Source organism: Dyadobacter arcticus (assembly GCF_011762185.1).
Classification (GTDB): Bacteria; Bacteroidota; Bacteroidia; order Cytophagales; family Spirosomataceae; genus Dyadobacter; species Dyadobacter arcticus.
Genome location: NZ_JAASQJ010000002.1, coordinates 186508 through 198794 on the forward strand (window position 1 = coordinate 186508; position 12287 = coordinate 198794).

Annotated in this window: 12 protein-coding genes and 1 pseudogene; 8 read left to right on the forward strand and 5 right to left on the reverse strand. The window is 43.5% G+C overall.

What is annotated here, in order from left to right:
- The first annotated feature begins 7 nt into the window (after positions 1-7).
- Genes FHS68_RS08390 through msrB form a run of 3 tightly spaced genes read left to right on the forward strand, consistent with a single transcriptional unit; the run spans position 8 to position 2026 of the window.
- Entirely contained in the window at positions 8-730 is a 723-nt protein-coding gene (locus FHS68_RS08390; protein WP_167269091.1) for a cytochrome b/b6 domain-containing protein, read from the forward strand.
- A complete protein-coding gene (locus tag FHS68_RS08395; RefSeq protein WP_167269093.1) occupies positions 717-1484 on the forward strand; it encodes a molybdopterin-dependent oxidoreductase in 768 nt (255 codons plus the stop codon). The genes FHS68_RS08390 and FHS68_RS08395 overlap by 14 nt, the downstream gene beginning before the upstream one ends.
- Before the next feature lie 53 nt (positions 1485-1537).
- The gene (msrB, locus tag FHS68_RS08400; protein WP_167269094.1) at positions 1538-2026 is read left to right on the forward strand and encodes a peptide-methionine (R)-S-oxide reductase MsrB; all 489 of its coding nucleotides are present in this window, start codon (positions 1538-1540) and stop codon (positions 2024-2026) included.
- Between the two features lie 24 nt (positions 2027-2050).
- Here the strand turns inward: msrB and FHS68_RS08405 are convergent, their stop codons facing one another.
- The 3 genes from FHS68_RS08405 to FHS68_RS08415 form a co-directional block, all read right to left on the reverse strand.
- Positions 2051-4033 carry a glycoside hydrolase family 97 protein gene (locus tag FHS68_RS08405; RefSeq protein ID WP_167269096.1) on the reverse strand — a complete coding sequence of 661 codons (1983 nt, stop codon included), beginning with the start codon at positions 4031-4033 and terminating at the stop codon, positions 2051-2053.
- Between the two features lie 212 nt (positions 4034-4245).
- Entirely contained in the window at positions 4246-4596 is a 351-nt protein-coding gene (locus FHS68_RS08410) for a DUF6799 domain-containing protein (protein ID WP_167269097.1), read from the reverse strand.
- 129 nt (positions 4597-4725) lie between these two features.
- Positions 4726-5982, reverse strand: a complete 1257-nt coding sequence (locus FHS68_RS08415) for a lactonase family protein (protein WP_167269099.1) — start codon at positions 5980-5982, stop codon at positions 4726-4728.
- A 602-nt stretch (positions 5983-6584) separates the two neighbouring features.
- Between FHS68_RS08415 and FHS68_RS08420 the strand changes: the two genes are divergently transcribed.
- Positions 6585-7304, forward strand: coding sequence for a peroxiredoxin family protein (locus FHS68_RS08420; RefSeq protein WP_167269100.1), 720 nt, complete (start codon positions 6585-6587; stop codon positions 7302-7304).
- Positions 7305-7496: 192 nt separating this feature from the next.
- Here the strand turns inward: FHS68_RS08420 and FHS68_RS08425 are convergent, their stop codons facing one another.
- Together FHS68_RS08425 and FHS68_RS08430 are read right to left on the reverse strand one after the other, a co-directional pair.
- The gene (locus FHS68_RS08425) at positions 7497-8069 is read right to left on the reverse strand and encodes an RNA polymerase sigma factor (RefSeq protein ID WP_167269102.1); all 573 of its coding nucleotides are present in this window, start codon (positions 8067-8069) and stop codon (positions 7497-7499) included.
- Positions 8070-8250: 181 nt separating this feature from the next.
- Positions 8251-8808, reverse strand: a complete 558-nt coding sequence (locus FHS68_RS08430; RefSeq protein ID WP_208408260.1) for a DoxX family protein — start codon at positions 8806-8808, stop codon at positions 8251-8253.
- Between the two features lie 461 nt (positions 8809-9269).
- Between FHS68_RS08430 and FHS68_RS26755 the strand changes: the two are divergent.
- The 4 genes and pseudogenes from FHS68_RS26755 to FHS68_RS08455 all read left to right on the forward strand — a co-directional run bounded on the left by FHS68_RS26755 (position 9270) and on the right by FHS68_RS08455 (position 12260).
- Positions 9270-9710: pseudogene (locus FHS68_RS26755) on the forward strand (IS66 family transposase).
- 323 nt (positions 9711-10033) lie between these two features.
- Positions 10034-10549, forward strand: coding sequence for a hypothetical protein (locus FHS68_RS08445; protein WP_167269105.1), 516 nt, complete (start codon positions 10034-10036; stop codon positions 10547-10549).
- A gap of 24 nt (positions 10550-10573) precedes the next feature.
- Entirely contained in the window at positions 10574-11413 is an 840-nt protein-coding gene (locus FHS68_RS08450; RefSeq protein WP_167269107.1) for a universal stress protein, read from the forward strand.
- Positions 11414-11423: 10 nt separating this feature from the next.
- Positions 11424-12260 carry a putative universal stress family protein gene (locus FHS68_RS08455; protein WP_167269108.1) on the forward strand — a complete coding sequence of 279 codons (837 nt, stop codon included), beginning with the start codon at positions 11424-11426 and terminating at the stop codon, positions 12258-12260.
- The last annotated feature ends 27 nt before the right edge of the window (positions 12261-12287 follow it).

Sequence of the window (12287 nt, forward strand, 5' to 3'; positions counted from 1 at the left end):
CCAGCTCATGAAGATCATCAAAGAAAAACATGCTTTTGCGATGCGGTGGACGCATTGGGTCAACTTTCCGGTCCTGGCCATCATGATTTGGAGCGGCTTGCTCATTTATTGGGCGACTGGCGCTTATACAATTACCATTTTCGGGCAAACCTTATTCAAGTTCTTTCCGCAGGGATTTTACGAATTCCTCAACCTCCGCAGTCGGCTTGCAGAGGGGATGGCATTCCACTTCTTTTTTATGTGGTTCTTCGCTGTCAATGGTTTTCTGTATGTTCTTTATACGATTGTATCAGGCGCCTGGCGGGAGCTTGTCCCCAAAAAGTCTTCTTTCAAAGAAGCCTGGCTGGTCGTTTTACATGATTTGCACATCAGGAAAACTGCTCCGCCCCAGAATAAATATAATGCAGCGCAAAGGATTGCCTATACCTCCATTATCATCATGGGATTTGGCTCGCTATTCACTGGACTGGCCATTTATAAACCCGTACAGTTTTATTGGATAACCTGGCTTTGTGGCGGTTATCACTTCGCAAGAATATTGCATTTTGCCCTGACTGTGGGCTATGTTTTGTTTTTTCTTATCCATGTAGTACAGGTGATCCTGGCAGGATGGAATAATTTCAGATCGGTCATTGCAGGATTTGAGGTCATAGAAGTATCTGCTTTACCGGTGCCCCAGGACCTGACGGAAGAACCTAATTTAAAAGACAACCCCAATGGAAAAGAATAATAGTAATATTGAGCAAAACATAAAAAGGCGAAATTTTATCTCTTTTACCACGTTTGCCGTTCTTTCAGCATCTGCTCTTGGGGGCTGGAAATGGCTTTATAAAGCAGGAAAAGAAGAAATGGGCATCACTGCCCGTGCCCGTTCCCCGCTGCGCGTGGCTATGAATAAGTCCGAGGTATTTTTCAGGAATTTTTTCAGTAATAACCACCTGGTCAAAACCTATCCCAGATCGCAGGCTGCTAAAAATGTGCGGATCAACAGTCGGATCGGCCTGGAAAAGGAAGGGTTCAACACGGAGGAATGGGAGCTTTCGGTAATAAAAGATACCAATGACATTCTTAAACTTAATATGGCCGATATTAAAGCGTTGCCCAAAACTGAAATCATTTTTGATTTTAAGTGTGTCGAAGGTTGGGACCAGATACAACATTGGGCGGGTGTCCGGTTTATTGACTTTGTATCCCACTATAAGCTTGAAAGCCAGTCGAAAATGCAATACGTCGGTATGAAGACCCCTAATTCAAAATATTATGTCGGACTGGATATGCCCAGCGCGTTGCACCCTCAAACGATTCTGGCTTATGAGATGAACGGCGAGCCGTTGACACTTGATCACGGTGCACCTCTCCGGCTGATCATCCCGGTAAAGTACGGTATTAAAAATTTGAAAAGGATCGGGACCATTTCATTCAGCAATCGACGGCCTGGGGACTATTGGGCCAGACAAGGTTATGACTACTACTCAGGGTTATGAAGCGCATTTCAGAATAATCTCAAAAATAAACAACCATTTTAATCAAGGACGTAATGAAAATCATACCGATTATTTTCTCACTTAGCGTGCTTTTCACAACCATCGCGTGCAGCCAGGACCAGCAAAAAAAGGCAATAGAAAAGACGAAGTACCCTGGTTCTAAAACAGATGAAGAATGGAAGAAACAGCTATCCAAAGAAGCATATTCTATCCTGGTCAAAAGAGGCACAGAACGGCCATATCAAAATCCATATTGGGACAATCACAAAAAGGGATTCTATCTAAGTGCGGCCACCGGAGACACATTGTTTACTTCCGAAACAAAGTTCGAATCAGGAACAGGCTGGCCTAGTTTTTACAAGCCTTATAATGAAAAGGCCGTAAAAGTAGTATCCGATGAATCCCTGGGCATGGTGCGGGTTGAAGTAGTAGAAAGTAAAACGGGCTTGCACCTGGGCCACGTTTTTGATGACGGCCCTAAGCCCACCGGAAAGCGGTACTGCATGAATTCGTATGCAATGAAATTTGTACCAGCGAAATAATTGTTATTTAAAGCCCTCCTAATTTTATTCGGATTTTGGGGAAATAATGACTACCTGGCCCCCGCCCGGAGCCAGGTTAATTTCTAAAAAACCACCTTTTTTAACCTGCTGCACCTTTTTTGTCAGATGGTTCGGGTTTTCGCTCGAATCGGGAGCATCTGAAAAGATCTCAGCCTGAAAGCTACCATCGTTTAGAAAATCCAGTCCGATTTTTAAGGCTTTTGCCGAACTGCTATTGATTGTGCCAACATACCATTTCTTTTCCTTTCGCCTTGCGATTGTAAGCGATTCCCCGATTGTAGCATCTAAGACTTTTGTCTCGTCCCAGTTTGTGGGTACTTTTTGCAGGAATTCAAAGCCGGGTTGGCCTTCGTAGGCCTCGGGATAATCGGCGACCATATGCAGGTAACTCTCCATGACGACATACATAGCCAGCATGTGGCAGCGGGTACCGATCATCATCGGCCGGGTGTAATGTGTTTTAAACTCATCGGGTTTCACGGCCCGGAAACCGCCTAAATGGTAGTCGCTGGCACCGGCCAGCAAGCGTGTGAATGCGATGTCCATATCATGCTCGGGGCTGATACCTGTTTCTCTCCACTTGTTATTTTCATAGTTATAAGTTCCTTCCCGTGTAAATTCATTAGGGTAAGTCCTGCTCAGGCCGGTAGGTTTAAACGAGCCGTGAAACTGGATAAAAAGCTTATGCGCAACTGCGCGGCTAAGGATCTGCTCCTGGATTTTCACCATTTCCTGATCATCCCTGTCCATAAAATCGACCATCATGCCCTTGATCCCCCATTTTTCAAACTGGGTAAAAGCGGCTTCCAGCTGCGGATATAGTGCTTTCCAGTGCACCCATACATGGATCCCCACTCCTTTCTGTTTGGCATAATCACAAATCTGCTGCATATCCAGCGACGGTACTGACTTGGTCACATCCGAGTAAGATCCCGGATCTCCATAGCCCGGACCGTTGGTCGGATACCATGCAAATCCACCGTAACCGATCACAGAATGGTATTCAATGTGGTTTCTTGCACAAAAATCAATGTAGTATTTATTGGTTTCAAAGTTGGCGCCGGGTGAGAAAGTCGTGTCCGGGGTAACGTCGCCATTCCACCAGTGAAAAGATGTTTTACCAGGTTTCAGCCAGGAGAAATCGGTCGTCTGGCTGGGCTCGTTCAGGCTTGTTAGGACATTGGATTCAATTAATTTACCGACCCTGTCGCTGACCAGCATCACCCGCCAGGGTGTACGGTGCGGGAGAACAGCTTTCACTTTAATTTCCCGCTGACCGGGCAACGGAGAGAGTTGGCTTTTCAATACATCATTCTTTTTTGATAGATACATTCCTGCGTAATCCCGAAGGTTAGCTTCGGTGATGGCCAGAAATACATGATCAGCAAACTCGAATAGTGCCGGAATGTCCATGAGCTTCTTTTCCGGAACGTGACTGAGTTGCTGTTTTTGGTACAATCCTTCGTGGCTGCTGGTATAATTATCAAAAAGAAGTGAAGTAACTTTTGGGTTTCCAGCCAGATTGAAACTGGTATTTTCATCAGTCAAAGTATACTCCTTCCAGTTTGATTGATCAGGAAATTCATATCTGAAAGCAATTCCTTCATCAAAAGCCCTAGCCACCAGGTTGATTTTTCTTTTGGCACCAGTGGTTTCCAAGAGCGGAATCAAAACTTGGCGGTGCACATGGTGGACATTTTTCGCCTTTCCTACCACCAGCTCATAGTGTTCATCAACGTTGGTGAACACAGGCTTTCCCAGCTTCAAACCCGGACCGAAAGCGCCAGTTTCCTTAAAGTCCAGGCCCAGCCCCGACTCGTCTACCAATGCTTTTCCATTGTAAATGAGCTGATAAACCGGGTTTTCTTTTGAGAGCCAAAACAAAAAAATAAGCTTTCCGTCAGCAGATTTGAGCGTGATCTTAGTTTGAGCGAAAACATGGCTGCCGAGCAGAAAAACAATGAATGAAAGTAATAATTTTCTCATAAAAACCCTGGCAGCGATCAGGTGACAGATGATACAAAAAAGAATGTCCAACCTGGTAAGTTGCCGCAATGTAATGACAAATTAATTGAGGCCGTAAATCATTTTATGCAGTCACAGGTACCGCGAATCCAGGCTACTTCCTCACTTTTGGATTTCCATTGTATAACTGGCCAAATACAATTTTATATGTACCTGGCCAGCATTTAACGAGGTTACTTTGTTCCCGCTTTCTTATCCTTCATCTTCATCTTATTCATCTTCATTTTGCCAATTTTCCCGTCCATGTAAACACACTGGCCTTCCTTGAGCATTTGGGTATTGCCATCCTTCATCTTAACCATTCCATCTGTCATGACCATTGTCCCGTTTGCTAATGTCATTTCCTCTGCCATTGCCATTGTTTCACCACCCTTCATGACCATCATTTTTCCGTCATGCATCATCACGCAATCCTTGGTTGATGCTTCCATCTTATCCATCTTATCCATTTTTTTGTCTTTTTCCTGAGCGTAAACACTCAAGGAGAATAGAAATGCGGCCATTAAAACAAGTAATTTTTTCATTGCAGTATTTGGTTAAAAGTTGAAAATGCTGTTGATAATCAGCAGGTATACAGTAAATTTTAAATAAGTATGCCAGCCTTGATGGATGCTTGAAGACGACCGTAATGGTAATCTGATCCTATTTGTGTTTTACCTGCTTACCACTGCCGAGCCTTTTGGCCTAACGGTGTTAGGAATTGGTATTTGAACCGGTTCCATTTCTTCGGTTACCATTCCGTCAGCGGCAATTTTTAAAGAATGTAAAAAGTTGAAGTTGCCAATGCTAAAGTCCGCATTGGTATGTTGATTAACTATAAACAATTTATCCTCTGAAGAAGAAAAAACAATGGAGAAATCCTGACTTGTTTTGAACGCTGCACCTCCGGGTCCCGGATAGATAGGCCCCGAATTTTTTAGCTCGAACGTTTGCATAGACGAAGGAGCCGTGGGGTTTGAAGTGTTGTATACTTGTACGGTATTATCGCCTGAGTTAAGAACGTACATGCGATCGCCTGCTTTATTAGTACGGATCCAGCACGCAGCTTTTCCGGCAGCTACTGATGTTTGAAGCGTTAGAGCGCCAGTGACACCATTGATTGCATACACATTCACCATTCCTTGTAGCGGGTTACCAACATATAATACGGATCCTGACGGATGCTGCCATAATCCCAACGCTGTGCCGTTCATGCCTGGTACTACATAAGGCGAACCTGTTACCGGGGCTAAATTACCTGATCCGCTGATTGTAAAAGTGCGCAAGGTGCCAACCGGGGGCATCAACATGAAACCAAGGAAGTCGGTGCCGAACAAAAATTTGCCATCGCGAGATACCAGCGCATTGGAAGGAGAAGTACCTGCTGTCGTTTCAAATTTCGCACCTGGAACAGGAGTCAATTTTCCCGCACCATCGATTGTAAATGTAGAATAGTTCGGGAGCTGCGGGGTGGCATGCAATGGGTCTTGACTCTTGTTAAGTACAAATACAAAATTGCCTGAAATATCTAACGCAACCGGCGTTTGCCCATTGGATGGGAAGGGTGATCCGGGAACATGCTCAAGTGCCCCATCGGCCATTATGCTGAACACCGCAATCGTATTGCTGCCCGAATTTACAGCCATAAGGAATTTCCCATCTGCGGATACCCTTAATTCATAATCAGAATCAAGAGGTCCCAGGATCTGCATGGGGTTACCAACGCCCGAACCTTTGGTAAGAAAAGGACTGCCCATCAAGGGTTCCAATGACCCATCGCTCTTGACCTTATAGGCAAGTACTGCATTTTGGTTGTCTTCAAAGTTATTGGTTTGTACATAAAGGATGTCAGCAGAAGCATTGGGTGTACCATGGTCATTGCAGGAACAGATGGACATGCAAAGCAAAATCAGAACAAGTGCGTTTTTCATAAAGTAAATGATTTAGTGATAATGAAGCTGAGTGTTTATACTACATTTAAATAATATAAGAAATAGTCAAAATACCGTACTATTTAACTTTGACGTCAATTAGGCCAAAGATTGTTAATTTTCTCACTTTGAGCAATTTAACCTAGTAATGGTAGGAAAGTACACGAGTTTTCTGTCTTTCACAGTGACCTAAAAGATAAGATTATTTGAGGGAGATAATTCCGAAGGGTAGAATATGAGTGCCAATAGTTCTGCTATAAGTCTGGTACGTAGAATCTATGTGCAGTTTTTCATAATTGGTTTGCAGGAAACAATTCTGTTCCCTTATCATATTACAAACAAATTTACCGGCCCTGGTAATATGAATCAATGCCTGTATTTCCCGATTAATTGCCTATACCGCCCGGATCTATCATATATCTTAAAACCTCTGTCCGAATTAAAACCAGTGCATAACTTTCGGCCGGTCAATCAGTCGATGGCCCTGCTGAAGTATTGAACTTTGGGCAAAAACATCAATTATTCGGGAATTCTGGTCATTTCCCAACAGGAAACTGAAGCCTACCTTGGCTGTGGTATTTTCCATCTTTAATCTCAATCATATGATCCAGTTCAAAAAAGTCAGAATTTTCAATGGCACATCTAGATGTGCTCTTATTGTTATCCTTTTTATATTCCTGGCAGTGCAGCCGGCAGTGTCTTACACAATTGTCTTTCCATACCAAATTACGGACCAGGCATCCGGAACTGACAGCACGGATAAATTAAAAGCAGTCAGTATCCCATTGAACCCGGAAGACATCAGCCCACTGCTTACGGGCGAAACGATTCCTACCGTTAAACTTATGGATCTGACGGGAAAAAGTGTCAGCCTTAATGAGGCTGTTTCCAAAAGTCAATCCATTCTTATCTTTTACCGCGGCGGATGGTGCCCGTACTGCTCTAAACAATTATCGGGTTTGCAGCTCATCGAAAAGGACCTTGCTCAAATGGGTTATCAGGTAATAGCGGTTAGCACAGATAGTCCCAAAAACCTGACTAATACTATTGACAAGCAAAAACTTTCCTACAATTTGTTGTCTGACGCTGACCTGAGTGTCTCAAAACAGTTTGGCATCGCTTTTAAAGCACCTGCCAGTTATGACAAAATACTACCGGAAGCATCAGATTTTAAAAATACAGAGAAGCTACTGCCGGTACCTTCCGTTTTTATCCTGGATAAAAAAGGAAAGATCCTCTTTGAATACATTAATCCCAATATTACTGAAAGGATCAGCCCAGAGCTTCTGAAGGCGGCCGCTTCTACTTTGAGGGAAATGTAAGCCGGCCTGCAGCCCTCTTAAACCGACAACTTGTCGCTGGTGATTAATAGTTGCGATTCTGGATCTGTAACCATACCTTGCAATATATTGCCTTACCTTCTGGAATTATATCGGACACTGTGGACATTCAAGTCTGCATTGTCCAATATTTGAAAGCTACTTTCAAGTCCTTCAATAATTAACGCTGACGTTTCAGGCAACTTGGGCGCTTGCAATAGGAATATCGAAAACCTGCCTTAGCTCTGACAATGCTTTGCGCACCCGGGATTTGACCGTACCAAGTGGTAAACACAAATATTCGGACGCTTCCTCATGCGTGTAACCTTCAAAGTACAGCATTTGAATAAGTTGTCTTTTTTCTGGTCTGAGCTTATTAACAATTTCCTTCAAATCCAATGCGGATGCATCATAATGGATGGCTGAACTTGGCATGAGATCCTTCTCAGCCACCAAGTCCCAGTTCGTATTATTTTCAAACTTGGCATCTGTCCTAGACCTGTCGATTGCTGTGTGCCTGGCCACGTTAAGCAACCAGGTAAATAGTGTTCCCTTGTCCGCATCATAAGAAGCAATGTTCTTCCATATTTTTATAAAAGAGTCCTGCATGACATCGTCCGCTTTGTTATCGTCTCTTACGATGCGGCGGATTATTCCATAAAGGCCGGCAGCGTAATTATCATACAAATATTCGAATGCTGCCCTATCGTTGGCTTTGAGCAGAATAACTAATTCATTCTCGCAATAGAAGATAGATTTTCTACTCATTATTTAAAGTTTATGGAAGGTAATCCGGCTAGCTGGGACTTATTAAATTGAAATACAAAAATTGTTCCCGCCTGCACAACTATTTGTTGTAGAAATAGTTATGCAGATAGAAAGGTAGATATATATTTCTGTTATTGAATATTAATATTTAGTAAAGCCTGGCTGAGTGTCTAGTTTGGTGTTAAGCATATGGAACAGTAGAAACATCCTGGTAAACCCCAGCAACTCTTTTACTTAACGTTGCCCGAAACCCTTGAGGCCTTGCAACAATACGCGCGCCAGTCCAAGTAGATGCAATCACCATTCCGGCAGCTATCAAGATTATATCCTTGATGATGTACTGCCCTTCCAGCGTCGGTGCATGCACGGTACCAGAAAAAAGCTCGGAAGGGTACAAAAGTAAAGGTGACATTGCGCCAATCATTTGCAACGCAAGCAGCCATACCCCTACCCTAAGGAACATACCGGTCAAAAAGCAAAAGCCAATCAAACATTCAAGGGTAGCAACAAACACCATGGCACTGTGCCCAGTGAAAACACCCAAGGTGAGCTCGGAAGTTGTGCGGGTTGCCAGGGACTCAATAGGGCTAATCCCTGTGAAAAATTTGAGCACACCAAAACCAACAAAAACAATCCCCATCGCAAAGCGAAGAATGTTGATGCTGTTGGCGACCAGCCATTTATTGATAGATGTGTCCAAATTATCAAAGCGTTCAAAAAGGCTCGGTGAATTCTTCATGTGTTGCAGGTTTAGTTTAGGCTATTTACGCCAAGACCTGCTCAATAGATCGCTTAAATATTAAGTTGGTGCGGGCGGGTGTCGAACAGAATGAGCAAAACATCAATTAAGTAGTCGATTGCTTCGTAAGTTTAATAGTAGTAGTACAATTTAACGTGTGCGACACCTAATAATCTGTACTTTATCCGCGCCCCCATTGCCAATATCGCATTTATTGCGGTTTGCGTCACTTTACATTTTAACCACGGTTTTAATGAACCCACCTGTGCAAAATATCTCTATTAAAATAGTGTAGAACGATTCCAAAATTCACACCAAGACCGAAGTTATATTAAACTTTTAGTGTACAGATCAACGACCGAATTTCTGCAGGTGACCATTTGGCTTCGTCCACTCATGCCCGTCGTGAATTTGAACGGGCTCTAGAAAACAACAAAACCAGGGCGTAAAAAGCTTTATAGATGATCCAGCGACTGTATGCCGTAGAGCGGAAAGTCAGCAAACAGAAGCTTGATGCTACCGTAATCAAAGAGCTGCGGCTGGCAGAATACCTTCCGATCATCAATGAGTTCGGCAAATGGGTCTTTGAACAAATAAAAAGTACGTTGCCCAGAAGTCAGATGGGGGAGGCTATATAGTACAGTTATGGCCGATGGGACGCACTCTGCACCTATTTTTATGATGGAAACCTGTTGATTGATCGCGCGGCGAACCGTAATAATCTAATTGAAAACGCAATCCGCCCACTGACGTTACGACGAGAAAATTATCTCTTTGCCCAATCCAATGATGCCGCCCAACATGCTGTTTTGATCTATGCCTTCTTTGCAATCTGCAAAAAGCACACCGCCAATCCCCTACCATTGGTTGAAGCGCAACCTTCAAAATATCTCAACCATTAATCACAAACATGTCGCCGACCTTTACCCGCAAAACTTTAACAAAAGGCCAGAACAAACCAATATGTAGTTCGTAGGTGGGATGTTTCACAAATGCATTCCGTAATTCATTTTTATGGCCATAGACTGGGATATGCATTAGGCCAACACTTGAAAACTGATACAGATCATTTTATATGTTACCTAACGTCAGGTTTTTTACAATCAAAGCTCATTTACTTTGACTTAGGATATCAATCAAAAACCTTGCGGACTAGGATTGAATGACTAAAGGCTGATATCGAAAAAGAAAGTTGGGATATTTCTTCACCTAAACCTTTTAAACAATGGAAACATTTGGTATTTCTTCGTTCACATTCTGGTCTGCCTACATAGCCAGTAATCTTGTGGCAATAACCCTTATTTGGAGCAGCAGTAAATATCCCAGGTATACAAAGGCAGCATTTTTTGCAATTTTCATTGCTGCGGCTTCCGTAAACACTTACATCGCTCTTGATTCGCCCTGGGCGTATCAGGATTACGCTGACACAGCCGTCCCGCTGTACAAACAATTTATACTAGGCGCATTTGAAGCAATTATCACACCCATGGTGCTCATCATTGCATTTGCCCAGATGATGATTGCCGTGTCCATGCTTTTGAAAGGCAAGCCACTGATAGCAGGTTGCTGGGCCGGTATGATTTTCGGCATCAGCATCGCGCCTTTGGGCTTTTATGCCGCATTTCCTTCAACGATCCTGATGGCAGTAGCTTTATTTCGGCTCCAGAGAAATGAGAACGCAACCGCACCCTCAACAAAATCATCAAAGGCGGCCAGAATCGTTACGTTCGCTTTAAAATAACACCAGTCCTACCTTAAAATCGACATGAAAAACATACTTCTGGCAATTAATCCGGACAAACCCGGTCTTCCCTGTTTACAGTTTGGATGCTACCTGGCACAGCTTACTCAATCGAGACTGACAGCTGTATTCCTGGAAAATCGTCAAGCGGATCCAACACCGTCACTAGAAATACGCTACAGCATGCCCTATGTGGAAACAATTGTTGACAGTGACTTACCCAACTATGCAGAACACGAAGAGACGCGCTCGATATACATAGAAATATTCAAGAAAATCTGCGAAGATCGAGGAGTACGTTACAACATCCATCAGGATTTGAACTCCCCTCTTGAAGGGATTATTGCAGAAAGCAGGTTCGCTGATGTGCTGCTGATTAGCAGGGATATTAGTTTCGAAGACCAATCAGTTGATGTCCCTTCCGGATTTGTAAAGAACATTTTGGCCAAAACCGAATGTCCAATAATAGCGGCTCCAATCACTTTCGACGAGGTCGATGAAATATTGTTCGCTTTTGACGACAGCCGATCTTCGGCCTTCGCACTTAAGCAGTTTAGCTATCTTTTCCCCGAATTGGAAGATTTGAAACTGACCATGCTGCATGTTCGTAAAGATGAAGATGAGGATGAACTTCGAACAGAAAAACTATCACAATGGGTCAGTAACCATTACAACTATCCCGTTTTTAAAGTGGTAACCGGCAATCCGGTGCCTGAACTGTTTAAATATTTATCGGATAAAAAACGGACATTCGTTATCATGGGATCTTATGGGCGCAGCTCTTTGTCCACGATGTTGGATCCAAGCACAGCAGACTCCTTGCTCGAAAATCTGGACCTGCCATTCTTCTTTACCCATAACTAAATCAACAATTATGAAAAAGATCATTGCCGCCATCGACGGGCTGAAATATTCAGAAAGCACCGTTCAATATGCCGTTCAAGTCGCCAGGGAAACAAATTCGCACCTGGTGGGTGTGTTTCTTGACGATTTTACACACCATAGCTACTCTGTTTACGATATGGTGCCACGCCTTGAGCCGTGGACGGCAGACATCAGAGAACTGAACCACCAAGACCAGTTGCTGAGAAATCAAGCCGTTGAAAATTTCAAGGAGCTTTGTCAGCAATCCGACACCCATTTTACGATCCATCACGACCGGAATTTTGCTTTGCCCGAGCTGCTTCATGAGACGATCTATTCGGATTTACTCATTATTGCCAAAAACGAAACCCTTGCGTTAGGGACACAAGAGGCCCCTACCCGATTTTTGCAGGACCTCCTTGGCGATATCCAGTGCCCAGTGATGGTCGTACCGGAAGAGTTTGATACAATTGAGAAAATTGTCATGTTATATGATGGTCAACCGTCTTCCCTGTTTGCCATTAAAATGTTCAGTTACTTGCTACCATTTCTGAAAGAGCTGCCCGTAGAAATCCTGTCTGTGAAATCTTCCGACCAGAATCTGCACATACCAGACAACCGCCTTATGAAGGAATTCGTAAAACGGCATTTTCAAACAGCTAGCTATCAGGTCCTGCATGGCAATCCTGATCAGCAAATCGCAGAGTATCTAAAACAAACAGACCAAAACGCGCTGGTTGTTCTGGGCGCTTACCAAAGAAATATGGTTTCTCGCTGGTTCAGGAAAAGTATGGCGGATGTGCTAATGGAAGAATTAAAAATGCCACTCTTTGTTGCGCATAAGTAAAGGCTAATTTACACTGTCTGAAACAGC

Bases quoted from the DNA above. Each gene is read 5' to 3' on its own strand.
- FHS68_RS08390 (WP_167269091.1), top strand. From the start codon at position 8: ATGAAGATCATCAAAGAAAAACATGCTTTTGCGATGCGGTGGACGCAT.
- FHS68_RS08395 (WP_167269093.1), top strand. From the start codon at position 717: ATGGAAAAGAATAATAGTAATATTGAGCAAAACATAAAAAGGCGAAAT.
- msrB (WP_167269094.1), top strand. From the start codon at position 1,538: ATGAAAATCATACCGATTATTTTCTCACTTAGCGTGCTTTTCACAACC.
- FHS68_RS08405 (WP_167269096.1), bottom strand. From the start codon at position 4,033: ATGAGAAAATTATTACTTTCATTCATTGTTTTTCTGCTCGGCAGCCAT.
- FHS68_RS08410 (WP_167269097.1), bottom strand. From the start codon at position 4,596: ATGAAAAAATTACTTGTTTTAATGGCCGCATTTCTATTCTCCTTGAGT.
- FHS68_RS08415 (WP_167269099.1), bottom strand. From the start codon at position 5,982: ATGAAAAACGCACTTGTTCTGATTTTGCTTTGCATGTCCATCTGTTCC.
- FHS68_RS08420 (WP_167269100.1), top strand. From the start codon at position 6,585: ATGATCCAGTTCAAAAAAGTCAGAATTTTCAATGGCACATCTAGATGT.
- FHS68_RS08425 (WP_167269102.1), bottom strand. From the start codon at position 8,069: ATGAGTAGAAAATCTATCTTCTATTGCGAGAATGAATTAGTTATTCTG.
- FHS68_RS08430 (WP_208408260.1), bottom strand. From the start codon at position 8,808: ATGAAGAATTCACCGAGCCTTTTTGAACGCTTTGATAATTTGGACACA.
- FHS68_RS08445 (WP_167269105.1), top strand. From the start codon at position 10,034: ATGGAAACATTTGGTATTTCTTCGTTCACATTCTGGTCTGCCTACATA.
- FHS68_RS08450 (WP_167269107.1), top strand. From the start codon at position 10,574: ATGAAAAACATACTTCTGGCAATTAATCCGGACAAACCCGGTCTTCCC.
- FHS68_RS08455 (WP_167269108.1), top strand. From the start codon at position 11,424: ATGAAAAAGATCATTGCCGCCATCGACGGGCTGAAATATTCAGAAAGC.